The organism is Alteromonas lipotrueae, from assembly GCF_019249255.1.
Taxonomy (GTDB): domain Bacteria; phylum Pseudomonadota; class Gammaproteobacteria; order Enterobacterales; family Alteromonadaceae; genus Alteromonas; species Alteromonas lipotrueae.
This window is the reverse complement of sequence record NZ_JAESDJ010000003.1, coordinates 248,524-274,491: the sequence shown is the minus strand read 5'-3', so window position 1 is coordinate 274,491 and position 25,968 is coordinate 248,524. Positions and strand designations below refer to the sequence as shown.

Annotated in this window: 21 protein-coding genes; 18 read left to right on the top strand and 3 right to left on the bottom strand. The window is 43.3% G+C overall.

The window, feature by feature from the left end:
• The first annotated feature begins 309 nt into the window (after positions 1-309).
• The 6 genes from KYS23_RS06505 to KYS23_RS06480 all read left to right on the top strand — a co-directional run bounded on the left by KYS23_RS06505 (position 310) and on the right by KYS23_RS06480 (position 6,711).
• Positions 310-1,641: a hypothetical protein gene (locus KYS23_RS06505; RefSeq protein ID WP_218397804.1), complete on the top strand. Its 1,332-nt coding sequence runs from the start codon at positions 310-312 to the stop codon at positions 1,639-1,641.
• A 160-nt stretch (positions 1,642-1,801) separates the two neighbouring features.
• The gene (locus KYS23_RS06500) at positions 1,802-3,109 is read left to right on the top strand and encodes an ABC transporter substrate-binding protein (RefSeq protein ID WP_218418244.1); all 1,308 of its coding nucleotides are present in this window, start codon (positions 1,802-1,804) and stop codon (positions 3,107-3,109) included.
• A 69-nt stretch (positions 3,110-3,178) separates the two neighbouring features.
• A complete protein-coding gene (locus KYS23_RS06495; RefSeq protein WP_218397738.1) occupies positions 3,179-4,051 on the top strand; it encodes a carbohydrate ABC transporter permease in 873 nt (290 codons plus the stop codon).
• Positions 4,052-4,054: 3 nt separating this feature from the next.
• The gene (locus KYS23_RS06490) at positions 4,055-4,879 is read left to right on the top strand and encodes a carbohydrate ABC transporter permease (RefSeq protein ID WP_129740032.1); all 825 of its coding nucleotides are present in this window, start codon (positions 4,055-4,057) and stop codon (positions 4,877-4,879) included.
• 10 nt (positions 4,880-4,889) lie between these two features.
• Positions 4,890-5,921, top strand: coding sequence for an ABC transporter ATP-binding protein (locus KYS23_RS06485; protein WP_159533073.1), 1,032 nt, complete (start codon positions 4,890-4,892; stop codon positions 5,919-5,921).
• A gap of 82 nt (positions 5,922-6,003) precedes the next feature.
• Positions 6,004-6,711 (top strand): HAD family hydrolase, encoded by a 708-nt coding sequence (locus tag KYS23_RS06480; protein ID WP_218418243.1) that lies wholly within the window; start codon positions 6,004-6,006, stop codon positions 6,709-6,711.
• Positions 6,712-6,815: 104 nt separating this feature from the next.
• On the opposite strand, the gene KYS23_RS06475 is transcribed toward KYS23_RS06480, so the two are convergent.
• Positions 6,816-7,235 carry a BLUF domain-containing protein gene (locus tag KYS23_RS06475; RefSeq protein ID WP_159533069.1) on the bottom strand — a complete coding sequence of 140 codons (420 nt, stop codon included), beginning with the start codon at positions 7,233-7,235 and terminating at the stop codon, positions 6,816-6,818.
• An 84-nt stretch (positions 7,236-7,319) separates the two neighbouring features.
• On the opposite strand from KYS23_RS06475, the gene KYS23_RS06470 reads away from it, so the two are divergent.
• The 9 genes from KYS23_RS06470 to KYS23_RS06430 all read left to right on the top strand — a co-directional run bounded on the left by KYS23_RS06470 (position 7,320) and on the right by KYS23_RS06430 (position 20,217).
• Positions 7,320-9,119: a sensor histidine kinase gene (locus KYS23_RS06470; protein WP_218418242.1), complete on the top strand. Its 1,800-nt coding sequence runs from the start codon at positions 7,320-7,322 to the stop codon at positions 9,117-9,119.
• Positions 9,120-9,253: 134 nt separating this feature from the next.
• Complete coding sequence (locus tag KYS23_RS06465; RefSeq protein ID WP_159533065.1) at positions 9,254-10,462, top strand: M24 family metallopeptidase; 1,209 nt, start codon at positions 9,254-9,256, stop codon at positions 10,460-10,462.
• 239 nt (positions 10,463-10,701) lie between these two features.
• A complete protein-coding gene (locus tag KYS23_RS06460) occupies positions 10,702-13,962 on the top strand; it encodes a CHAT domain-containing protein (RefSeq protein ID WP_218418241.1) in 3,261 nt (1,086 codons plus the stop codon).
• Positions 13,959-14,543 (top strand): RNA polymerase sigma factor, encoded by a 585-nt coding sequence (locus KYS23_RS06455; protein ID WP_159533061.1) that lies wholly within the window; start codon positions 13,959-13,961, stop codon positions 14,541-14,543. Before KYS23_RS06460 ends, KYS23_RS06455 begins: the two co-directional genes overlap by 4 nt.
• A gap of 113 nt (positions 14,544-14,656) precedes the next feature.
• Complete coding sequence (locus KYS23_RS06450) at positions 14,657-15,283, top strand: hypothetical protein (RefSeq protein WP_218397731.1); 627 nt, start codon at positions 14,657-14,659, stop codon at positions 15,281-15,283.
• A gap of 23 nt (positions 15,284-15,306) precedes the next feature.
• Positions 15,307-15,981: a hypothetical protein gene (locus tag KYS23_RS06445; RefSeq protein WP_218418240.1), complete on the top strand. Its 675-nt coding sequence runs from the start codon at positions 15,307-15,309 to the stop codon at positions 15,979-15,981.
• A gap of 209 nt (positions 15,982-16,190) precedes the next feature.
• On the top strand, positions 16,191-18,383 hold the full coding sequence (locus KYS23_RS06440) for a hypothetical protein (protein ID WP_218418239.1): 2,193 nt from the start codon (positions 16,191-16,193) through the stop codon (positions 18,381-18,383).
• Entirely contained in the window at positions 18,380-19,096 is a 717-nt protein-coding gene (locus KYS23_RS06435; protein ID WP_159533055.1) for a hypothetical protein, read from the top strand. The genes KYS23_RS06440 and KYS23_RS06435 overlap by 4 nt, the downstream gene beginning before the upstream one ends.
• 8 nt (positions 19,097-19,104) lie before the next feature.
• Positions 19,105-20,217: a hypothetical protein gene (locus tag KYS23_RS06430; RefSeq protein WP_218418238.1), complete on the top strand. Its 1,113-nt coding sequence runs from the start codon at positions 19,105-19,107 to the stop codon at positions 20,215-20,217.
• A 76-nt stretch (positions 20,218-20,293) separates the two neighbouring features.
• On the opposite strand, the gene KYS23_RS06425 is transcribed toward KYS23_RS06430, so the two are convergent.
• Together KYS23_RS06425 and KYS23_RS06420 are read right to left on the bottom strand one after the other, a co-directional pair.
• Complete coding sequence (locus KYS23_RS06425) at positions 20,294-20,650, bottom strand: RidA family protein (RefSeq protein ID WP_218418237.1); 357 nt, start codon at positions 20,648-20,650, stop codon at positions 20,294-20,296.
• Between the two features lie 66 nt (positions 20,651-20,716).
• The gene (locus KYS23_RS06420; protein ID WP_218418236.1) at positions 20,717-21,805 is read right to left on the bottom strand and encodes an ADP-ribosylglycohydrolase family protein; all 1,089 of its coding nucleotides are present in this window, start codon (positions 21,803-21,805) and stop codon (positions 20,717-20,719) included.
• A 211-nt stretch (positions 21,806-22,016) separates the two neighbouring features.
• On the opposite strand from KYS23_RS06420, the gene KYS23_RS06415 reads away from it, so the two are divergent.
• The 3 genes from KYS23_RS06415 to KYS23_RS06405 all read left to right on the top strand — a co-directional run bounded on the left by KYS23_RS06415 (position 22,017) and on the right by KYS23_RS06405 (position 25,914).
• The gene (locus KYS23_RS06415; RefSeq protein ID WP_159533048.1) at positions 22,017-23,060 is read left to right on the top strand and encodes a UDP-N-acetylglucosamine 2-epimerase; all 1,044 of its coding nucleotides are present in this window, start codon (positions 22,017-22,019) and stop codon (positions 23,058-23,060) included.
• A 196-nt stretch (positions 23,061-23,256) separates the two neighbouring features.
• Complete coding sequence (locus KYS23_RS06410; protein WP_159533046.1) at positions 23,257-24,375, top strand: adenosylhomocysteinase; 1,119 nt, start codon at positions 23,257-23,259, stop codon at positions 24,373-24,375.
• A gap of 273 nt (positions 24,376-24,648) precedes the next feature.
• Positions 24,649-25,914 (top strand): GGDEF domain-containing protein, encoded by a 1,266-nt coding sequence (locus tag KYS23_RS06405; protein ID WP_218397720.1) that lies wholly within the window; start codon positions 24,649-24,651, stop codon positions 25,912-25,914.
• Positions 25,915-25,968 lie beyond the last annotated feature (54 nt).

Genomic DNA, 25,968 nt, shown 5'->3' with positions numbered 1-25,968 from the left:
TTAAATGGTTTATTTTTATTTGAAATATAAATGAAAACTATTTGTTAAAAAAGTTGTTGACGTTAAATTTTAAAAATGGTCATATGCCCCAATGTTGAGCGTATGACCGATTTGATTTGTCCCAACGGTTTTTGCTCATAGCGAACAGAGAATATGCGCAGACACGAGTCTGATGAAAATTCCAATCACTTTATAAAACCGAACATAGAAACTTGAGGGTTCACCATGTTAGAAAATAACCAGCTTCAACAAGCGACTTCTCGATCTAATTTTAAAATTGCAGGGTTAAGCGTACTGGCATCAGCGATTATGGCTGCCATGGCGCCGTCACTTGTAGTGGCTCAGGAATTAAGCGAAGCAAAACCTATGTATGTGCCGCCGAGTGAACCTAATGAGTTTCTAGATGGTCGTGTTCAAGTTAATTTTCTCGCTATGCAGAACTATCAGGCTATTCAAGCAAAAGACGGCGCGTTTCGCCCAGAGGATGAGACTCAGTCAGATGGTTTTGGCCGTTTGCGCGTTAACTTGATGTTCAAGTTTAAAATTACCGACAACATCACTGCTGATATTGATATTGCTGAAGAACCTAATGACTTTGGTAATAATGGCGACAGAGACTTCTCGTTCCACCAAGATTTCGCTGGCATCGAGTTTGATATGTTTGGCCTTACGGGTTATCAAAAAGAGAATTCAAGCCTTATTTTGCGTGTAGGTAACATTGGCGCATCTCCTTTTCAGTTCAAAGGATTCCAAGATGGCGCTGACAACCAAGGTAACGCGTTAATTGGAAATGGAATTAACGACTACGCCACAGCTGAAAACGGTATTCAGTTGAGCTACACCGAAACCTTTGACAGCGGCATTCTTCGTTCATACAACGTGGCGGGTCACATGACTACGTCTAGCTTCGGCGAAGCGTTCCAAGAAGACCGAGGCTACAACTATCGGTTGCAAGGTACCCTTGAGTTTAAAGGGGGGTTCAAAGCCGGCTTAAACGTTTTTCAAGCTAATCAGGGCGACCAGCTTGTATTCGCTGATGGTGTAGCAAGCCTTGATGGCGTTACGACCACTAACTATCGTTTCGGCGATGGCGAAAACTATAACTTTTCAGCCTCTGCATCTAGTGAGCGTGACACCCATGTCGGTGCACTGCCAGGCTTGAACCAGTCAATTATGCAATTGAACTTAGCTTACCAACCGTCTGATCAAACGAGTGTTATTGTGATGTTGGGTAAAGCGTCTGACGACTACACCTTTGCCGATTCCGATGGTAACGCGGTGGCGGGTATTACTTACTTTGGTACCGGTGGCGTGTTAGACCCAACCGGTACAACCTTTGATTCAAACCAAGTGATTGAAGGCGATTCATCGGTGCAGTACTGGGCGCTAGAAGCCCAGCAATATATTCTTCCTGAGAAGCTTTACGTAGCTGCACGTTACGCAGAGTCAGAAAATACCTCTGACCTTATTGAACAAACTGATAACGATGTAACCCGCTTACAGGTATCAGCAGGTTACTGGATTAACGACAGAACCTTGTGGAAAGTAGAATACGTTAATCAAGATGAAGGCGTTAACTCAGGCGGTCAAATTGGCACTGGCTTCGACGGCATCACGTCTGAAATTTCAGTGAAGTTCTAATTTAATAAACGTTCAACAGCGTCAGCGGTTTTATCTAAAACGTTGACGCTTTCAAACCAACCAAAACATTAAGTAATGAAACGAGTATGACTTTTATCCCCATCGAAAATGAAGGGGAGGAGGAAGTCATACCCTTCAAAACCTAAAGGGGAACTACCCGATGTTGAGAAAATTATCTTTAGTGATTGCCAGTGCATTGGTGATAACCACGGCGGCGCAAGCTGAAACTATTACCATCGCAACGGTAAATAATGGCGACATGATTGCCATGAAAGAACTGAGTAGCGACTTTGAAGAGAAAAACCCAGGTATTGATTTAAAGTGGGTAACGCTTGAAGAAAACATTCTACGCCAACGTGTCACTACCGACGTAGCCACTGGCGGCGGCCAGTACGATGTCATGACTATCGGTACTTATGAAGTACCTATCTGGGGTAACCAAGGCTGGTTGGAAGAGCTTGATGGCCTTGGCGCTGATTATGACGTAGAAGATTTACTGCCTGCTATTCGTAGCGGCCTGTCAGTAGATAACAAACTCTATGCAGCACCGTTTTACGGCGAAAGCTCAATGGTGATGTACCGCACTGACTTAATGGCCCAAGCCGGTCTTGAAATGCCAAAAGCACCTACATGGAAATTTATCCGTGAAGCAGCCGAAGCAATGACCGACAAAGAAGCTGGTGTTTACGGTATTTGTCTTCGTGGTAAAGCGGGCTGGGGCGAAAATATTGCATTGCTAACGTCTATGTCTAACTCGTTTGGCGCCCGCTGGTTCGATGAAAACTGGAAGCCTCAGTTTGACTCCAAAGCATGGAAAGACACCTTAGAATACTATGTTGATGTAATGGAGAAATACGGCCCTCCAGGTTCATCAGCGAACGGCTTTAATGAAAACCTAGCACTGTTTCAAACTGGTAAATGCGGTATTTGGATTGATGCAACCGTTGCAGGCGGTTTTGTGACAAACGAGAAAGATTCTGAAGTTGCCGATAAAGTTGGCTTCGCACTAGCACCGGATAACGGCCTAGGTAAACGCGGAAATTGGTTGTGGGCATGGACATTAGCTATTCCTTCTAGCAGTAAGAAGAGCGATGCAGCGATGAAGTTCATCAGCTGGGCTACCTCAAAAGAATACTCTGCATTAGTGGCTGAAAAGAAAGGCTGGGCGAATGTACCTCCAGGTACGCGAGCGTCGCTTTACGAAAACCCTGAGTACATGAATTCGGCACCTTTTGCGCAAATTACCCTTGATTCTATCAACTCTGCAGATCCAAAAAATCCCACGGTAGAACCAGTGCCTTATGTGGGTGTCCAGTTTGTTGCTATCCCTGAGTTTCAAGGCATAGGAACAGCAGTTGGTCAGCAGTTTAGTGCAGCACTAACCGGCCGCATGACGGTAGACCAAGCACTTCAAAGCTCTCAGCGACTAGTTGAAAGAGCCATGCGCAAAGCGCGTTACCCAAAATAATAAAACGTTAACCACGGGTAGGTGCGAGGTGCACTTACCCACTTTTTTTCACTTGTAAGGGGCTTAGCAATGGCGACTACCCAATCTCGTACCTTAGCCAAAATGATGCTGTTTCCTTCGGTCACCTTGCTGTTAGCTTGGATGATTGTTCCGCTTTGCATGACGTTATATTTCTCGTTTTTAGATTATAACTTGCTCATGCCTGGCGATAATGAGTACATAGGCTTTTTGAACTACGAGTTTTTTCTTACCGATCCTGCTTTTATAGAGTCATTTTTCAATACCTTATTGCTAGTCGGCGGTGTACTGTTTATTACCATCTGCGGCGGTATTGGTTTAGCCATATTGCTCGACCAAGCCATATGGGGCAGAAACTATGTCCGCATAATGGTATTGGCACCGTTTTTTGTTATGCCAACGGTTTCCGCATTGGTGTGGAAAAACATGTTCATGAACCCGGTAAACGGGCTGTTTGCTCATCTTGCCGAGTTTTTTGGTGCAACCCCTATCGATTTCTTTGCACAAATTCCGTTGCTTTCCATCATCATTATTGTGTCGTGGCAGTGGCTGCCGTTTGCAGCGCTAATTTTACTTACCGCTATTCAATCGTTAGATAGAGAGCAACTAGAAGCGGCGGATTTAGATGGTGCAGGCCCGTTCAGTAAATTTATTTACATTGTGTTGCCGCATTTATCCCGAGCAGTCACCGCAGTCATTCTTATTGAGACCATTTTCTTGCTGTCTATTTTTGCAGAAATTCTGGTTACTACGAGTGGTGGCCCAGGTTATTCCTCTACCAATATTACGTACTTAATTTACACCCAATCGCTACTTCAGTTTGATGTGGGCGGCGGTTCAGCAGGTGGAATTGTGGCAGTCATTATTGCCAACATTGTTGCCATCTTCTTAATGCGCCTTATCGGCAAGAATTTGGAGGGCTAGGTAATGAACAGCACGAATAAATCAAAAGTTATTTACACCATTTTAGCGTGGACCATCAGTGGGATGATTTTCTTTCCTATTCTTTGGACCATGATCACCAGCTTTAAAACGGAATCTGAAGCGATTTCAGCCACGCCAAGCTTATTTATGTTTGAGTGGACGCTAGAGAACTACAAAGATGTGTTAGCTCGCTCACCTTATTTCGATCACTTTATGAACTCTGTGATCATCTCATTAGGAGCAAGTTTGCTTGGACTGCTGATTGCTATTCCGGCTGCATGGTCGATGGCCTTTGTGCAAACCAAGCGGACCAAGAACCTATTGATGTGGATGCTATCAACCAAAATGCTTCCACCGGTTGGGGTGCTAATTCCTATCTATCTGTTGTTCCGTGATTTCGGTCTGCTAGATACACGCTTAGGTTTGGTAATTGTAATGACCCTCATTAACTTACCTATCATGGTGTGGATGCTTTACACCTATTTCAGAGAAATTCCTCATGAAATTCTTGAAGCGGCACGAATGGACGGCGCGGGCATTAAAGAAGAGATTTTTCACGTGTTACTACCAATCGCCTTACCCGGCATTGCGTCAACCTTGCTGCTCAACGTTATTTTGGCGTGGAATGAAGCATTTTGGACACTCATTCTTACCGCCGCGAATGCAGCCCCGCTAACTGCCTTTATTGCCAGTTACTCAAGCCCAGAAGGCTTATTTTACGCGAAATTATCAGCAGCCTCTGTGATGGCTGTGGTGCCAATCCTCATTCTTGGTTGGTTCAGTCAAAAACAATTAGTGCGCGGATTAAGTTTCGGCGCGGTTAAGTAGGAGTATTCCAATGGGAAGCATTACTTTAAAACAAGTGACAAAAAGCTTTGGCGACGTAAATGTTATTAAGCCGCTAGATTTACATATCCGCGACGGTGAGTTCATTGTATTTGTTGGGCCATCGGGCTGCGGTAAATCTACCTTACTTCGTATGATTGCAGGGCTTGAAGATACGACTAGCGGCAACATAGATATTGATGGTGAAGATGCCACGAATATGCCGCCAGCGAAACGTGGCTTGGCTATGGTATTTCAGTCTTACGCGTTGTACCCGCATATGTCTGTGCGCAGCAATATTGCGTTTCCGCTTAAGCGCGCAAAAGTTGCCCCTGCAGTGATTGACGAAAAAATTGAAAAAGCCGCAAAAATGCTGAACCTAACCGATTATCTTGATCGCAAGCCTGGTCAGCTATCGGGTGGGCAGCGTCAGCGTGTGGCGATTGGCCGTGCTATTGTGCGCCAACCTTCGGCATTTTTGTTCGATGAGCCCTTATCTAACCTCGATGCTTCGCTTCGGGTTAACATGCGTTTGGAAATTTCAGAGCTTCACAAAAGTTTAGATACCACCATGATTTACGTTACGCACGATCAGGTTGAAGCCATGACTATGGCTGACCGTATTGCGGTATTTAATGGCGGTATTATCGAGCAGGTAGGCACGCCGCTAGAGCTATATCAAAAGCCAGTTAACCGCTTTGTAGCTGGGTTTATTGGCTCGCCAAAAATGAATTTCATTGATGTGATGCCTAAAGCTGGCGACGACACACATGCCATTGGCGTGCGACCAGAACACTTAAAAATTACCCAAGAGCGAGGGTTGTGGTCAGGCAAGGTAGGCGTAGTAGAGCACCTTGGCTCTGAAACCTTTTTACATGTGCATGTAGAAGGCGCTGGTACGCTCACGGTTAAAGCTGACGGTGATTGTCCGGTGAGCTATGGCGATAGGATTAACTTAACTGCTGCAGAAAGTAAAATTATGCATTTTGACAAAGGTGGCGTAACTATTCCCTCACTTTCTTGGGGCGAAGAGCGTGTAGCATAATTCGTTTTTAGTTGATGTGCGGGTTATTGCATTCAAGAGTAGCCTGCACGTTTTTAAGGACGAAATATACAAGGATTATCAGATGGGTAGCAGTAAAACCTCCCTTGACAGTACAGACATCCAGCTCGTTATTTTCGACTGTGATGGGGTGTTAGTAGATAGCGAAGTGCTATGCAAGCGGGTAATCATTGCCATGTTGGCCGACTTAGGTGTAGTGGTTTCAAGTGCTTACTTTGACGAGCATTTTTTAGGTAAAAGTTATGAATCTGCACAAAAGCAGATTTTAACCGACTTCACCATTTCACTTCCAGCTGAGTTCAGAGATAATTATTTAACGGCGTTGTTACAGGTGTTTGCTGAAGAGTTACAAACTACTCCCAAGCTTAACCGTGTGCTCGCGCACTTGAATGTCAGAAGCTGCATTGCGACTAGCAGTAGCCCAGAGCGGGTTGCGTTTGCGCTAGAAAAAACAGGGCTTCGTTCTTTTTTTAAAGGGCGTATTACCACAAGTACCGAAGTGTTACATGGGAAGCCAGCCCCCGATATATTCTTACTTGCCGCATCGAAGATGGGCGTCAATCCTAAGCACTGTTTGGTTATTGAAGACTCAGAAGCGGGTATACAAGGAGCATTGGCCGCTGACATGCAGGTCGTTAAGTACACCGGAGCAAGCCACTTAAAAGGCTTACCGCCAACTAACGTAGATAAGAATGACAACACCATGTCGATTTCTCATTGGTGTGAGTTTTTCAATCTTTACCCCAGTTTAAAAACAACCGTTGAGGTATAAAGTGTTCTTCAATGGATGGAGTCAGAGGCAAGACGTAAACCTTAACGTAAATCCATAAACCTTGTTATCGAACAGCCGCTCAAAAATGCGAAATGTCGTTAAAACTAAACCGTTTGCTGATGGGCTGAAAGGTGTCTTAACAAAGCGTATATCTGCTTTGGTGGAAGTTTGGTTGGTTCAAACTCGGTTTGCGATAATCGAGCGAGTAACTCAGTAAAAATTGGCGTACTGCCAGCATAACCCATATTCCACTCTGTAAAGGTGGGTTTATCGATATATTCGTAGCTGGAGATAATGACATCAGAGTGTCGAGCATCGTCTGAAATATGGAAAAATAATTCATTAACCGCTTCGCGCTCACCTTCTAAAGCTTGCACAAAATAGCGGTTGTCATAGCAAAGCATTCCGCAAATCCCAAGCGATTGATTGTTTTTACGGGCAACAGTTAAGATATCTTTCATATCTGAGAGCGACATATCTCTGGTTGCCGAACTTAAATAGATTAAGCGCACGATATTTTTCATAGAATTATTAATACTCCTTTTGGTAAAAACAAACTATAAGTCTATTAAGAATAGATAGAGCAAAAGGATGAAATCTTCAACTGTATGGTGAATTCTAATCTGCCTAATATGGCAATGATATACACTAACGCGCCATCTGAGTTGGCTGATTTTTTACCCGAAGGCCTTGTCACTCATTGTTATTCATCAGTCAAAAAACTAAAAAAAGCACTGCGTTCCAATACGCCAGACAAAATCTTCTTCCATATTAATGATGCACAAAGTGAGTCAGACAGCATAGAAATAGTAGACTATGTGCGAACGTCATTAGCATCGCATAGTAGCACCTTGGTTATCTGCGTGAGTGATGCCGTTTCTACCACACCGAGCCAAATAATGAATAGGGCCGATGTGGACGATGTTATCCGCTTAAATAAGGAGGACGCTGCGTTTGTACAGCGTAAAATTGCTCGCATTATTAAGCGTATTAGCATTGCTAATAAGCATCTAATAGAGAAAGATGCGCAAGTGAATATGCTCACCTCGGTGAATCGATTTTCCCATCAACGACAGAATATTCAGGCATTAATCGCATCCTATGCGGAAACGTTGCTGCATTTTTGTGGTGGGCACAGTGGTTTAGTGGTTACTCCCGCTAAAGTTACCTGTGTACCCACATCACAGCCCTCAATTAGCCAGAGCCAACTTGATGAAGTAGACCATGATACAAAGCAATACATCATCAACCTAGCCCTGCAATGTAAAGCCCCCGTGGTTAACTTATCACCAGAGCTTGCGCCTATGCGGTCATTAATTGACATGTTGCCAAACCCAGTAGTGAGCTATTTGGTATTTCCGCTAATTGTTTACAACAATAACTTGGCTTCCATTCTCTGTTTCATAAGCGAGGAAGCGCTAGATAGCGTATCTACCACGAAGCTAAACGTTATGCGTGATGCTTCTTTACAGCTTAAAATAATATTAGAAAGGCGATTTGCAGAATCGCGAATGGCCACGCATTATCAGCGTTTAAAAGAAACTTTGGCCGAGCTAAAAACGACCCAAGATCATTTAATTCATGTAGAAAAGATGGCGTCTGTTGGGCACATGGCAGCAGGGATTGCCCATGAAATAAACAACCCGTTAGCGTTTGTTATTAGCAACTTCGACCCCCTCGACCATTATGTGGAAACGTTAATCCACATGGTGGATTTGCATGAACAGCTCATTCAATCCATTAACGAGATTGAGCAGCCAGTAAACCAGAAGATCACCCAGTCAATACAAAGCTTTAAACAAACCAGTGATATTGATTTTGTGACCGAAGACATTAAAGCACTTGTTCATGATTCGAAAGAAGGCTTACTGAGGGTAAGGGATATCATTAGTGATTTGGGGAGCTATTCTCGAAAAGAGTCACTTGAGAATCAGTTGCTAAACATCAGTGAGGTAACCAGAGAAACCGTTCGAATGCTCAAATATGAATTGAAAGAAGACGTTGAGGTTCAACTAGTGATTGATAGTGATATTCAGATAACTTCTCATAAAGGCTTCATACAACAGATAATTGCAAATTTGATTAAAAATGCGATTCAGGCTCACGCTACATCAGATAAGCAAACTCAGCAGAAAATTATAAAGGTCGCAGTCGCGGAAAAACCAGAGTTTGTGCTAATAAATGTTTCGGATAACGCGGGGGGAATAGCAGAAAAAAGTCGAAAACATATTTTTGACCCTTTCTTCACGACTAAAGATGTTGGCAAAGGAACTGGAATGGGGTTGTCTGTCTGCTCTAATTTAGCGAAGAAAATGCAAGGGACGTTAGCACTTGCTCCTATGGAAGAATCGAGCGACCTAGATACCACGTTTACGCTTAAGTTACCCAAGCAGGTGGGAGATAAATAACTTAACGCCTTCCTAGGTTTAACATGCCTATTCGTTGATCAGCGAATAAGCTTTTATTTGGCTTTCTCGACTTTTTGCTTCAGTGTTGTACAGTGCAACTGCTTTATCGACGTATAAAATTATAAGGGCAGGTTATGACAACACTTATTGGCGGGAAAACAAAGGAAGAAGCACTGGGCAGTCTTTCAAATATGACTAGCGATGTAGCGCCTATTCAAAAAAGTGAATACTTAACTCGCATAGATAAAGCACAGCAATATATGCAGCAAAATAGTATTGGTGCGCTGTACCTTAATGCCGGCACTAACTTATCTTACTTTACGGGCATGCAATGGTATGCCAGCGAGCGTTTAGTGGGCGCTATTCTTCCTGCCTCTGGCGATATCATCTATGTAGCGCCTTACTTTGAAATTGACTCCCTTGAAGAGCGTAAAGTGATTAACGGCGACATTATTGGGTGGCAAGAGCATGAAAGCCCTTATGCACTGATTGCTCATTTACTGGGTGAAATTGATACTGCTGGTGGCAAGAAAATCGCGGTAGATGAATCGACCCAATTCTTCGTTGTGGATGGGTTTAATAAAGCACTCCCTGAAGGCGCCAGTATTATTAATGGCGCAGAGGTTACTGCCCACTGCCGAATGCACAAATCGGTCAACGAACTTGCGCTTATACAGCGTGCTATGGATATGACCCTTGCAGTGCATAAAGCTACAGCCAGTATGCTCTATGCAGGGATTACTACCACAGAAGTAGAAGCCTTTATCAATGATGCCCACAAAAAAGTGGGTGCCAGTGGCAATTACTTTTGTATTGTACTTTTTGGTACAGCAACGTCATTTCCACATGGGGTAAAAGACCCACAAATATTAGAAGAAAACGACTTGGTGCTTATTGATACCGGCTGCAAAGTTCATGGGTATCTATCTGATATTACGCGAACCTACTGCTTTGGTAAGCCAACGGTGAAGCAAAAGGCGATGTGGGAAAGTGAAAAACGCGCGCAGTACGCCGCATTTAATGCAGTAAAACCAGGCGTACCCTGTGGCGATGTTGATAAGGCCGCCCGAGACAGTTTAGCGTCCGATGGCTTAGGCCCAGATTATAATCTCCCTGGTTTGCCCCATAGAACAGGGCATGGTATTGGTATGGATATTCACGAGTGGCCATACTTGGTGAAGGATAATCCACACCTTATGGCACCAGGTATGTGCTTTAGCAATGAGCCCATGATAGTGGTTCCCAACGAGTTTGGTATTCGTTTGGAAGATCACTTTTATGTATCTGACACTGGCGCAGTGTGGTTCACTGAACCAAGCAAAGCTATCGATGAGCCTTTTTAAAAGCCATGTTTGCAGTGATTCGCTATGACAAGAATATTAGGTTCTGAATGTATTTGATATTGCAGGCTTATACGAGAATGATCTCCACTAGTACTCGTTTAGAGGCGTATTGCAGTTCGTTAGAGGAAAAAAGAAAAATCCAAGGCTAGGTAAATAAGGCCTGCTAGTATGAGGCGACTTGAGTGTTCAAATAAATTAGTGTATTTTTTGAACGATACTTTGGTGGCGTAAAAGCATGTATGGAAACTCCAAGCGTCTCTTTCATCAAAAGATCACTAGCTTTGCTATGTGGTTTTCCTTTCTTTATTTCTATGCTTTATATGTTTTCTTTTTCTGGATGGGCGGAAGAAAATACATTGCTTCCCACCGTGACAGTATCGGACGCTACCACGGCGAATTTCCAAGTAAGCCTTAATGAAAAAACAACGTTTAGAGTTATCCCTACGTCGGGTGTGACAGTGCTTATTAAAGCAACGCAATCAGCAGCAAATGTTCGCTTAGCGCTTTATGGCGATGAATATGAAACTAGCAAGCCCTTACTCACTCTTGATATTCCAGCCGCCTATAGACAACCTGAATACCTACTCTTCGATGCGAACGACTGTGTCATTTGTTACGTTGAAATAGATACTTCGGCATCATCGCCAACGCAAGGTCGCAGCGATATCTTATTTAGTGCAATTGGTACCGGATTGGATGCTCATAGGAATTTCTACAATGCCATTCAATTCGCTTCCTTAACGTGGTCTGCGGCAGAAAATCAGCTTGCAGAGATGGAGTATAAAGAAGCCTTACATGATGTGCGTTCGCACTATGAAAAAGCAGAGAATATTGCAACATCGTTAGAAGATCACTCTCTCATTGTTTTCAGTGCCTATATGCAATCCATAGTGAGCCACTACCTTGGAGAATACGACAATCAAGCTGATTTACTGAAACGTATTTTACAGCAGACATCTATTCCCCAATCCTACCTTATTAAAATTCATAATGACTTAGCGAGTCACTATATTTATGAAAAAGGTGAATTTGATACCGCGGTGGCGTACTTAAGCATTGTGTTCGGCCATCTAAATTCTGGGCACTATCCCTTGTTGTATGCAGAGGCGAAAGAGTTAGAAGCGTCAATAGAAATTGAAAAAGGAAGCTATTTGAATGCTGTAACGGCCTTTGAAGAAACCAGCAAAATTTTCTTGGAACAAGGTGATGTGTCAAATGCTATTAAAAGCATGACCTCTTTAGGATGGCTGTTTTATCACACGGGCGATTTTAACAACGCCATGCAGCAATACGTTCTCGCCAAGAAATTAGCAACCCAAGTTTCAGATAACTACGCAATCACGAACTTGCATATCAAACTCTCGGGTGTGTATCGACAACTAGGCAATATCGAGCAAGCCAATCATCATGTTACACAGGCGCTAAAGCTAAGCGGTAGGTTTAAGCATGCATACTTAGATGCGTGGGCTAATGTAGAAAAAGCGAAGCTTCTGCAGGCAACGGGGCAGTATATTTATTCGAAGGATACGTTTGATATAGCAAAGCGCAGATTTTTTAAATTGAATGCTTCAAAGGGGGCGAGTGAAATCGACTTTTTTGTTGGTTTACTCAACATGCAACTTGGAGAGCATCAACAGGCGAAAGAGCGGATAGAGAGTTACTTGTTTAACACTGATGGAATTGCCACGGATTACGAGCATGCTATTGCTGCTTCAAATCTAGCGCATGCCCTTACGTTACTTGGTAGCAAAGATGAGGCAATGAAATATCAGCAAAATGCGTTAAATGTTCTGATGCAAACGCAAGATATTCGGTCAATCGGCTTAGCACAAATACAAATGGCCACGCTGCATGCATCCATGGGTAACATTAAAAGTGCTGAGACCTATTTTAACAAAGGAACGAGCAAACTTATTCAAACGCGCTCCACGTTGTCACAGTTAGAAAGTACATATGCCTATGCCAATGAAGTAGCCCATCTCGACCCAGTACTTGCACTACAAATAGGCCGTGATATTAGCAAGCAGATCAACGACATTTTTTCAAAAATAAAGCGAACCGATTTACGTAGGGGGTATTTCTCTACCTACCAGAAGGTGGTCAGTTTGCTGGTTCGTGTTGATAACTCACTTTCGGCAGAGCAGAGCTTATTACTTGCTGAGGGGGCGCGATCACGAACCATAGGGTACGGGCTTTACCGCGACAACAATACTAATAACGACATTCAACGTGAACAAAAAAAGCTCAATCAAAAACAGCAGGTGAAATTGATTGAGCTTAGTACACAAATTGAAACACAGCAGCGAAAACAGACCATCAGAGAAATACGGGTATTGTCAGAAGCGTTATATCAGCTTGAGAGTGACAATTATGTTGTTCCGCAGTCTACCGCTAAATTTTCGGCCAAATCATTGGCCCAACTTCAGCAGTCTTTAACAGAGCATGACGTGGTGTTATTTATTGATACCGCAGAAGTGGAGTCTAGGTTGTGGTTTATTGATCAGCAGCAGATTGTAAGCTTTAAGAGTGAACATGAGCGTTTTTTTAGTGAACGTGTGGGCGCTGTACTGAATGTGATATCGCAAAAACTGCCTTTGCGTAAAATGCGTAAAGAGGTGGCAGAGCTACGCAATACACTTTTTCCTAGCAATGCAGAGTATCTATTCAAAGGCAAAACGAACTTAATTGTAATACCGGATGGCGCGTTAACCCGTTTACCATTTTCATTACTGTCAACATCTTCCCCCGCGCAGAGCGGGTGGTCAGTAAGCTATCAACATTCTTTACAAAACATAGTAGATTCGAGAAGAGATAATTACGCTACGGCTGTGGATGAAGGCAGTATTCTTGTTGTGGCAGACCCTTTAATGAAGACTATGCCAAAAGACCAAAGCAGCCCGCTAGTCTATGGTTTTCAGTCTTCCTCATTGCCTTATACAGCAAAAGAGGCAAGTTACATAAACGAGTTCTCTGCTCAACCGATAACCCTTCTAAATAAAGGTAAAGCCAGTAAACAAGCGTTAGCAGAATTAGATTTATCTACCTTTAATATCTTACATATGGCGACACATGGGCTAGCAAATAATCAAGTGCCTGAATTGGGTGGACTCGTTTTATCAAACGCTTCAAGTGCCGACAATTTGCTGTTTGCCTCGGAAATCAGGCGGCTTAGGCTAAAGGCCCAACTTGTTGTGTTAAGTGGTTGCGAAACTACCCAAGGACACTTGATAGAGGGCGAAGGCATGCTTGGCTTAACCCGCGCCTTCATCGAAGCTGGAGCACATAGTGTTATAGGCAGTTTGTGGCAAGTACAAGATGATGCAACAGCGAAGCTGATGAAGGAGTTTTATCGTTATTTACTACAACACGAATTACCCATCTCTGAAGCATTAGAAAAAGCGAAAGTGGCGGTGAAAAATCACAAAAGAAAAAATGGAACTCGCCCGTGGCGATCGCCCTATTACTGGGCGGGATTTGTTCTGCATGGTAACGCGGCATGACTGAGTCTGAGAGCGATATTGCAGCCACTATCGTGAAAGGGATTTTAGCGGGAGATACTGCCGCAGAATTACAAATGATAGAGCGTTATAAAAGGGGGTTACGCTTTGTGCTTAGGCGAAAATGTCACGACCCTGATTTGGCTGAAGATATTAGCCAAGAAACGTGGCGCATCGTCATTGAACGTATTAGGAATAATGAACTACGAGATGCCACAAAGTTGTCAGCGTTTATTCTTCAGACGGCGAAAAATCAGCTACTGATGCATTTTAGAAAAAGTGACGTTAAGCGCCAACAAACGGGTATAGGGGAAGCGTTGGAGTCTGAGTATTCTGGCCCGTTAACACAATCGCCCGAGGATGTATTAGAACGACATAACTTGGGCTTGCTTGTTCAAACGGTTATTAAAGAGTTGAATACACCGAGAGATAGAGAATTACTCCATCGTTACTATATACATGAACAAGATAAAAGTCTGATTTGTAACGAACTAAATGTTAACGCTAAAAACTTCGACAATGTGCTTTATCGCTGCAAACAGCGGTTTAAAACGCTGTGGTTAGCGGTAATGGAAGATAACTGATATGAATTTCACTGAGAGGTTTGGCCTAGTTAGTGCACAAGACGTTAGTACGCAAGAGCATAGGCATTTCACAAACAATAGACCCAGAGTATTCATGGTTAGGAGTTTGCGTAGTGAAGCAAGATGAAAGAATAGAACGGTATGTGCTAGGTAGAATGACACCGAGTGAAGAAGCGGAGTTTGAAGCTTATTTTTTGTCTAACCAAGCGTGTTTAGATCAACTAGAGCTTACAGAGCGTTTGTACAAGGGAATGCAAGCAAACAGCGTAGATAAGGTAACGCCTATTCAAAGCAAACCTCGCGTGTGGAAGCAGCCAATTCCGCTTTGGGCAGCCGCCGCTGCATTGATTCTCGTTTTATTAATGCCAACGCCGTTCAATACCTCTCAGCGCTTAGAACCAAATTCCGATTTAAATGTTTATCGCTTGGAAATGGCGAATGTTCGAGCTTCAGAATTTGATGCGGTTAAGGTGACTCAATCGGTCAGCCAGCTCGTGTTTGCAATTTACGTTGATACTGAAATACCTGAATTTGATTATCCCAAATATGGGTTCACGTTAACCAATCAAAAAGGAGAGCAAGTGTTCACGACAAGCGCTTTACATTTAACTTCTACAAGCGAAATTTTCATAAACATGGGATTACAGCACTTTGAATCAGGAGTATACGATTTTGAAGTGTCAGGCTACAACAATACAACAAAAACACCACTGCACAGTGGGTTAATACAATTTAATTAGTCAATAACTAGGAGCGGACCCTAATGACTTTATTCAAAAAAATGATATCAACCGTAGGACTGACATTATTACTTTTAACCTTACTTGGTTGTTCACATGAAAATAAAGAGTGCAACGATGACGATGCAGAGTGCATGCTATCGAAAATTACTGCTAGTTATGACGTCGAATTTTTAGGTAATGATATAGATACTCGCGGGGCGGATGACGCCCTTCAATCACAACGAATAAACGGGTTTGGAGCGCTAATTTTAGATAAAAGTGGCAGTGCTTTAGCGCTTGAAAATACTTGTAGGTTCGAATCAAAAAGCCAAAACACGCCAAAACCTAATATAAGTGTTGGATTTACAGGCGCTAGTGAAATTGACAAAGATAATATTGACGACATCAGCTATAGCGGAAATTGCTATCAGGTTTATGAAACGGGAAATTTTACGGTTCTTTATATACCGACTTTAGATAACCCTAAACACGGAACAGAAGGTGCTCAACCCGTGACAGATCATCCCCATTCCATGCAAATATACGTTTATCGGGGTAATCAAAATGGGATGACGTATCGTGTTTTTCATAGAGATAAGCAATTTAGTAACAATGGAGCTCATGATCACGATGGTGATGGCTCTCATTCGCATGATAAAGATTTATTCGAAGTTTTAAAACACAATACTACCCACGGTGGTGGTATAGGTACATAGGTACCGCAACCGTGAACTAGCTAGCTGTATTCTTACTTTGTAGTTGCGCTGGGCTAGAGGTTAAGCCTGGCTCAGCTAAATCCTGTCTTTATCGTCTCGTCATTGGTATTGCTCCTACCCAAAAAAATAAAAATGCTATTTAGGTGAGAGAATTATAAAGGTTCGTGCACTGCTCATATATACCAATAAAAATGGATTATGAGGGCAACATGAACGTGATTAATTCCGACTGCTATGCCAATTTTGGCAAGTCGCTATTCGGTAAGTTATTGAACCGAGAAAAAACCACTAGTCGATTATCGACAATGTGTATTTTGGTAAGCTCCCTACTTGGTTGTACTACTTTTCCTTATGTTGAGGACCCTCGCCCCGTTAACACAAAAAATTGCACCTCGTGTGAGTCAAGCGAAGTAGAGCTTCAGCGGGCAATGGCTTACGTCGATTACACTTACGACGGCTACCGCAGAAAGCTTTTAGAAGATGCAAAGCAAAGCCAAGACTTAAGCCAAGGCCTGATTGCTCTTGGCACAGTAACATTGGGTTTAGCAGCTTTCGAGGCCAATATTGATACGTTCAAAGCGGCAGGGTTGCTCGGAGGGGGCGCCTATCATTTAGGAACGGCAAATGAAAATGTTGGCAGGCGTGCGCAGTATATTGCTGGTATGCGAGCAATGGTGTGCATAAAAGATATTGTTAGCCCTATGGTGGGAATTACTAGCAATTATCAGCATATTCAAAACAATGCCGAACGGCTTCGTAGCGCAATGGATGAGTACGCCATAGCGGCTGGAGACTTGACCAACGCCGTGAACCAACTCTTCCTTTATGATGATTCCACCAAGAGCTTAAAAGCGGCAGCGCAGGCCCAGTTAAAGGTGATAGACAGCGACAGAGAGCGGGCCGCACAGTTACTTCAAAGCACCAACACCTTGCTTGCAAAGTCTTCCACGATTGGGCCTAGAGTATTTGCGCAAGTGGATAGCATTCGTGTGGCCGTCGATGAAGCCTTAACGTCAACATTGGCGAGTACAGATAGTATCGGTTCGCAAATAGCTGCATTGAGTGATTACGCACAATATTTTACGCCCGGGTTAGACTTCGCTGAAATACTACAAACCACACTCGCTAGTGCGGACGGTTCCGATGTTAATAAAGTTCTCGATGGCATGTTAGCGCAGGCGAAGGGGAACTTCGATAAAAAAAACAAAGAGAACGCCGAGAATGCTAAGAACGTTAAAAATGCGATTATAAGCGTTTACGAAAAAGTCATTTCTAACATCAGTGTTGCCATGGGAGAGATGCAAGTGAAGCGTCAAATTATGTTGGCAAGAGCCAGCGAATTAAATGGTTTATTGGCGATGCCCCTCAACTTAAATGAAGCTACGTTTAAATCTTGTGGTGCCCTTACTGATAATATTACTACCCAGCTAAAACTCGATCATTCCTCTTTAGCATTTACACAGGGCGTAATTCAAACGGCAATCGTTGAAGTATCTGGTGGAACGAAGCCTTATTCCGCACAGTTAACTAGAACGCCTAACTCATCGGTAAACGTCTCGACGGTGGCAGGAGGATCTGGAGTTATCGTTACGCTTACAGGCGAGGCAAAAGCGGGTGAAGCTTTTACGATTAAAGTGAAAGATAGCAGCACTCAGCACGCCATTATTAACGTATCGATTAAAGAGCCAGTTAAAAAAACTGAAAGTGATGCTGCGAAAGAGAACGTTAAAGAGGCATCACAAGCAGCGTTGAAAAACTGCGAAAATAGCAAAACCAATACATGGAATGAAACCTTCGGTGTTATTGGCTACCCGGTAATGGGAACACATGCGAATGGTATTGTTTTGGAAAATCCAGCCTTACTAGGAAGTACCATTTCAGGAGAACTGGCTCTTGTTGGGTCGTTTTCTATCCCTTCAGAAACGAAAAATATAGAGGCGATTAAGAAGATATTACTTGAGAGGCTCGCCACCGACCCTCTACTAAAAAGTCTACATTGTAAAAACATTACCAGTAACGAGAAGCTAACGCCTCATGCAAGCTTAGCAAATGCCTTGAGCTCAACACCTGATGTTTGCGAAGCCGATGATGATGTAGGAAGGCTAAAGTGTGCATTGCGCGCTCCTATGGAAGCTGGAGATTGTGGTGACGATTTTACGTTTGCCTACTCGAATTTTAGCAAGGGTGTACTTACCGTGACACTGTGTGCTCTAGATTCAATTTGCCCCGCACTTTATGTAGATAAAGTAGAGGATTTGGCCGCTCAAGCAAAAGTGACGATTAACAAGTCGCTTGAGCGCTATCCATGGGGGAAAACACTAAGATACATCGATTTAAAGTTCAGTAATTATGAGGAAATAAAAGCCAAGATTGAAAGTTTACAAGAGGGGAAAGTGCAATGAGCTATATCGATGTCATCAATACTCAAACAAAAGAAACGGATTCCGGTAGTGCTGTAGCGTTAGTGCGATGCACGGGTAATATAGGTGATACAGAGCATTACCTTGTAAGCTGTTTTCACCTATTTGGATTATTAGCTAACAACATCGAGCAGCCTTGTCAGCAGGCCACCATTAAACATGCGGGAAAGGTTATTGCGAGCTATACCGGTATTTGCGGAAATATCGCCCCGCTTGGTACTGATACATGGAGCTTCGATGTCGCGTTTGCAAAAGTAGAACCACAGAACCTCGAGCTTGCACGCAATGCTATTCCAGGGCCCGTGCCGACAAAAATTTTGTATTACATGGATGAATTACCAAAGACAGCCATCATGCACAGTCCGCGCGGCAAAGTCACTGCCCCTAAAAACACTGCAAGTGCCATCAGTCTATCCAATGTATGCGCTAAAAGAGGCAACCAACAAATTGTATCCTATGGGCCTGAGCTTAACCGTATTCAAGCGGTACATCGCCTTATTGCGAGTTACGATGGAGAGACGAAGCGTGGGGATAGTGGTTCACCAGTCCTTAGTAGTGATGGGAAAACGCTGCTGGGTATGCATATCGCTGGCGATGGGAATAAGGGGTACATGCTACCCGCCGTTGATTTTATTCAAAATGCCAACCGGTTTATTCCTAAATTTAAAAACGATACTTTATCTTTAGACTTGTGAGGTAAATTATGGATTATCTTGATACGGCCATAGTGCTTACATTGGTGATTATTACTGTGGCTGAGTTTTCAGCCTTAGTAACAGATAGGCTTATATTAATGGCTGGCTCCCGAACGCGAGGCTTTGAGGAATGGTGTCAATGTGTAGTTGAAGAAGTGAGGTTGTCGTTAAGGGATGATGTTGAGCTTAATGTCACGCAAAGTGCGAGCGTACTTGAGCAGCTTAATATGTTAATGGCATCTGAACGCGACAAACCACAGCCTTATTTAAATCGGTCGGTACTGATGAACAATATTTTGTCTACGGCACTTAAAGTGTCAACGCCCAAAGTGGTTACTACATTAGAGCAGGTGTTGCCCGACAGAGTAGGGAAGTGCGACCATCGAGCCACCAGTCAATTTCGTTTGAGGACCGGTATCAAAGTGGCATGTGTAGCCACCGTAATTTCCCTAGCGCTAAACATTAATAGTGTGTCATTGATAAGTGAGCTAGAAAGTAACGATGCAAACAAGGTGGCGCGTATTCAAACGCAGGTCGAAAGTTTAAACGATAAGTTACAGGCGGAGAGTGATCCGACTAACGCCGGTAGTATAATGATTGAATTGAGAAACAGATTGAATCAACTTTCTACCGAAGAAACGAAAACATTTTCAGTTGGCCCGCTAGCACAAGGCATCAATCGCATGTCTATCGACTGGATATTTGGGTGTGTATTAACGGGTTTACTGGCTGGGTTAGGTGCACCATTCTGGCGCCGGCAGCTGTCTAGGCTAATGGTACTTAAGGATACAAAAGAGGCGGTATCAGTCACTACGCCGGCGAATCAAAATCGGTACGACGAGAAGGAAGAGATCCAAACCGACCCCGCAGTGACGGTTTCTTCTGGGGTGACCGGGCAATTTGCCCCAACTAATATTAGTTGGGACCCACTAACGAAACAAATCGATTTAGATGTTATTGCACTAGGCAAACCAGAGAGCACATACACACCTGATGAATTAGCTCACACGTTACGAGAAAAGCTTGCGCCCTTATATAGTAAAAAGTTGGCGGCGGTAAATATTCGGCCAGACTCTTTGAATAAAATGGCAGGCTATTTCTTTACCAGTAATGGGGTATAGCAATTATTACAACATCGCTTTATCTGACAACTGCTAATTAAGTGAGGTATGCCACGCTAACGTCAATTTGTGGTTGTTACGAATGCTTCTCGGCAGCGATAACGGTTATTTCAACTAACAGCGCTTCACGAGCCATATCTGCGGTAACGCAAGCGCGAGCAGGGGCATGGCCTTCTGGCACCCAGTTGTCCCATACGGCGTTCATCTCGGCGAAGTATTCCATGCTTTTGATGTAAATAGTGGCTGATAAAATATGTTCTTTATCGCTACCCGCTTGTGCTAGCAAGGTATCCACTTTATCTAACATAGTTTGGGTTTGTTCGGTAATACCTTGGGTTGCATCGGCGCACACTTGGCCGCATAAATAGATGGTGCCGTTATGTTTTACTATACGGCTCATACGCTGTTTTGTTTCTATTCGCTCTATGGTCATAGGTGGTTTATCCATGGATTTATGTGATTAGATTTATAGTTTGCTTATTAATTGGCTTATCCAACCCTAGCGTTTCTGCTCATTCGAACAAGCGCCTATTATTTCATGCTCTATCTCTTTTGCATCAGCAAGTTGTTCAAACATGTCGCGAATTGGCGCGCCTTTAATCAAACCCATGAGTGTACCTAATACAAAACCACGGTGCACGTTATCCCCTCCTACATTGGCGTTGGCTGTGAGTGCTTTTTTTTCATCGTCTACGTAGCGGTAGGCAAAATACAGCACACTGGGCCATGCATCAGAAATGTAGCATGCAGGAGAGAATTGACGACCCACTATTTCGATATCACTTTTATTATTGGCAACCAGCTTTGCCAAAGATATATGATTCCCCCGTAGGGCAATATCTTCAAGTATGTTTTGAGGCGATTCGTCCGTGCGGTAGAGCAATCGATACAGCAGTTCGACATAATCATCACAAACCGCACCAAGGTCTTCACTGGGGTGAGTTAAATACAAGTGATTTCTGCAGAGACGTTGAATGTCATTCAGTGCATCCCCCTTAAGGGCACAGCTAAGCGCTACAGGCCCAATGGTAACAAGGCCACCTATAGATGCCGTATCGTGAGTCACTGCGCCGCAATCATTGGCAGGCTTTCCGGCAGCTAGGTTAGCAAAAAAGCCTCTATGATACGATTCCGCGTAGGTGTCTGGGTGAGCTGGCTTATCTGCGCACAGCAGTTTAATGTACCCATCTAAAAAAGCAGCTTGTTGATAGTGCGGTACTGAAGCGTTAAGTAGCACTCTTGCACAATGGGCATTCAGCGTATTTTCTCCGGCTTTCATGCCTTGATGGTAATGCTGATTAGCGCCAGTCCAATATTGTCGTTTACCCTTTAAAATAACGTCGCCTACAATATTTTTCTTTTCCTGCTTAGACGCTTTGGACCGGCCCCCCTGGCTGGTGGAATGCAAAGACATAATAGAGGAGGGGTGAAATGATGGTGCGTCTTCAAATTGCTGAATGCCACCGGGGAAATCTTTTAAAATGTCCGCTGGGTTATAATACCAATGTACTGGCATTGCCAAAGCGTCAGCAATAAACGCGTTTTTAAGCGCCGCTATTGCCCGTGATTTATGTAATTCAGATGGCACTGAGTCTTCCCCTTAATAGCTAATATACCCATCGGTTTCAATATAAAATCGATGAGCAAAAAACATTGAATGATCTAAGAGTTTTGTACGTATTCTGCGTAAATATTGATCGCAGCGTAACGATTGCAAAAGCCATTTGCTAAAAAGTTGCAGCCTCATTACTATTCTTTGTTTTGGTTTTGGTTTGAGTTTGAAATTGAAGGGTAAGAATATGCATGCATCGCCATCGAGTACTGTGGGGAAACCCTTAAATTTTCTTTTATATGTAGAACAAAATTACTCCTTCGACATACTTCGCCCCATACAAAATGAAGCGATAAAGCAAGGTCATCAGGTTAAATGGTTGGTGGTGGGAAATGATGCGTCCAAACACTTTTTACACGAAAACGAGCAGGCATTAGCTTCCATTGAGCAAGCTATAAGCTTTAAACCTGATGCGGTGTTCGTCCCCGGCGATAGAGTGCCAAATTTCATTCCCGGCATTAAAGTACAGGTTTTTCATGGCCTTAATGAAAGTAAGCGAGGTAATGTTTATCCTGAACGTGGGCTGTTCGATTTATATTGCACAGAAGGGCCTGAACGCACGGGTACATTAACACGCAGTAATAAAGGCCACTACAATGTGGTTGAAACCGGGTGGGTAAAATTAGACTCATTATTTCAATATCAATCGACAGAACATTACGATAAACCGCAGGTGCTATTTGGTTCTACTTTCTCTGCATCCTTGTCCTGCGCCGAGTTCGTCTATGATGAGGTTAAACGGTTAAGTCAAAACGGGAACTGGCAGTGGTTAGTGACATTGCACCCGAAAATGGCCGCCTCTACGGTTGAAAAATACAAAGCGTTAGAAAGTGAAAACCTAATGTTTTTTGAAAATAATCATGTCATCGAAGCGTTGCACAGAGCGGATGTGATGATTTGTGACAACTCCTCTATTTTTCAAGAATTCTTACTTTTAAATAAACCTGTCGTGACGGTAAATAACCGCGACCCGCTCGATTGTTTTATTAACATTACAGAAAGCGATGCGCTAGAAGGTGCAATAAAACAAGCGTTGTCACCTTCGCCCGAACTTATCGATAGCATTCAAAAATACGGGCCATCAATTACCCCCTATCTAGATGGAAAGTCGTCACATCGGGTGGTGAAAGCGGTTGAAGTAATGGTGGGCAGTAATTGGGTTGATAAAAAACCTAGAAACCTATTAAGAAACTTCAAAATTAGAAAGAAACTCAACTACTGGAAGTTTTGATAATGGCACTGAGTTAAAGCGCTGCGCTTGTTGTGCTGAATAAGCGTCGTTAACTCAGCGCGCAGCATAACTATATAAAACTATCTTTATATATCAATACCTTGATTAGCTAGTTTTGTTCTGCATTGATAGTTGTAGGGCGAAGATATTGTGGCGTACTATAGTGCCTTCTCCTTTTCGACACTAAGACTTTTCTATGTACCAAGATTTTCAAGCTGAGCTTTCATGGGCCAGTTTACATATGCCGCGCACTCGTGAAGCTATTTCCTCTCTTCCAAGCTTAGACGGCATTAGGCTAGCCTGTAATATGCACTTAGATTTAAAGATGGCTCCATTGGTTGAAGGGTTATTATCTCGTGGGTGTGAGGTTTTTCTAACAACCTGTAACCCCACTACCGTTCAAGATGATGTGGTAAAGTATCTGGTAGATAAAGGGGCTGCGGCTCATGCATGGCGAGACATGAGTAACGCCGATTGGTCAGACTCTTTTGACAAAGCCTTGGCTTGGAAACCCACTCATTTGTGTGAAATGGGGGCCGATTTAACCACGCGCTTACATGAAAAAGTGCAAGCAAACGCGAAGGTCCCGAACATTGTGGCTGGTTTAGAGGCCACAGGTTCAGGTATTACGCGGTTAAACGGTATGCAGCCTGAATATCCTATTTTTAACTGGGATGATTTGCCCGTTAAAGAAGGCTTACACAATCGTCATATGGTGGGTTTAAGTGCTTGGCAAACGTTTTTCCAAACCACACATCTTACCCTGCATGAAAAAGTAGTAGTCGTCATAGGTTATGGTTTAGTGGGGCAGGGCGTGGCGGCATCTGCAAAGGCTTTTGGTGCACAAGTGCAAGTAGCAGAACTCGATCCTGCTCGCGCGCTGCAAGCTAAATATGATGGTTGGCCGGTAGTTGATTTGGGCTGCGCGGTAAAAGATGCCGATGTTATTGCCACTGCCACTGGCGGTTACGGTGTGGTAAGTGCAAAGCATTTGGATGCGATGAAAGAAGGCACCTTTATATTGAATGTTGGGCATGTGGCGCAAGAAATCGATGTGCCATATCTTAAAGCACATGCCAACCACTGCGAACCCATGCCTTACGTGAATGCTTATACCTTAAATGGTAAAACCCTATTCTTACTGGCTGATGGCTCTATGTTTAACCTTACTGCGGGCTATGGTGATAGCTTGAATGCTTTTGACGTTACCTTGGCTGTAATGGCTGCAGGTGTTGGGCATATTGTAGGGGAAGGTAGCACTCACCAAAGTGGGTTATATTTACTTCCTGAAAAGGCATGGAAGGCGGCGCTTTAGGGCGCTACCCTTATTATTATTGTTGATGATAGGTTTATCCAAAATGTAAGGCTTTCTACCCACCGGGGCAGCGTAAAATAAACCCTCCATCGTTACAAGATTGACAAAGTTCGTTATACTAAGAGCAAGTGAGCAGAGTGCTTTTGCGCTAACATACACTTAACATATGAGCGTAAAAGCTGAATTAGTGTTGCCTTCTGTTTGAGCATTTCTACGCTAAGACGCTTACAGAAGGCACATAACTAAAGGGAGTTGGGGAGATGGGCAAGTAGTATGGTTCAAGCATCTTCTATCCCTTTGTTTATTACTGCCAGTATCTGCTTGCTCTTAAGCTTTTTCTTTTTGCTTCTATATTATCGCTTGATTTCCCGCCATGAAGAGTCCGTGAAGTATTACCTGATTTTCGCGCTTTCAGCGTTAACCAGTGGCATTTTTTTTGGTGCCTTTGCGGTACTCGTTAACTCAAGCGATAACCTTACTTATCTCAGTATTTCTAACCGAATAACCGTTATCGCGGCTATGTTTACCATAGTGTTGAGTCTGCATTTTTACATTGCTTTTTTTCAATACAAAGTGCCAACCTTTCTAAAGTGGTGCTACGTAATTTGTGGTGTCTTTTCCTTGTTGACCATGGTGCCTAACCAGTACTTTCTTAGTAATGCTTTCTACTCAACATCTCAGTACTACACAGGCTTAGAATATGGGGCTTTATTCCAGTTGTGGGGGGCATGGATATTAGTACTCGCCGCCTATTGTATTTTTATACTCGTGAGAGTGTTTAATCGACAACGCATTAGGCAAGAAAATAGCAATACGAACACGGTTTTATTGTTGTTGGTGGCAAATGTCGTGTGGGTGATTACAGGCCTTTGTGATACGTTCACCGGTATTCAGGTGGTTGATTTACCTCCGTTGAGTTGGATAGGCTCATTTTCGGTTACTTCATGTATTGCGTGGGTGTTGGTTTTACATATAGATGATCTTTATGAAGAAAGGCGGTTGCTGAGTAACCGGCTTATGTATGACCATTTAACCCAAGCATTCTCACGTAGCTATTTGGAGATACGTTTAACTGAAGCTGTGAACCTAATGCGACGTGGAGAGTTGAGCTGGTTATCGGTATGCGTATTTGATGTAGATGACTTTAAAAACATCAACGATCAATACGGGCATGCTAATGGTGATGCATTGCTCTCCCAAATCACTACTATTATAAAAGAAAATATTCGCCAGTCTGATTGCATCGCGCGGTTGGGAGGGGATGAGTTCGTTATTTTGTTTGCCAGCAAACAAGGTGAGAATTATGCGCCTACTACGGTCGAGCGAATTCGTGAGCGCATTGCAAAAACAGATTTCGGGAAGGACGACTATTCATTTAGTGCATCTTGTTCATTTGGCATAGTCAGTGTTACCCCAGACCGGCTAACGATGACCGATTTGTCGAACCAAATGCTATCGAGCGCAGATGAAGCATTGTATAGCGCCAAGCATAAAGGAAAGAATGCTGTCGGCATTGCAACCTTGTGTGACTTATCATAACAGTTCTCTTCTTTACCGCTTTATTCTGTACGTAAGAAAGTGGTATAAAATAGA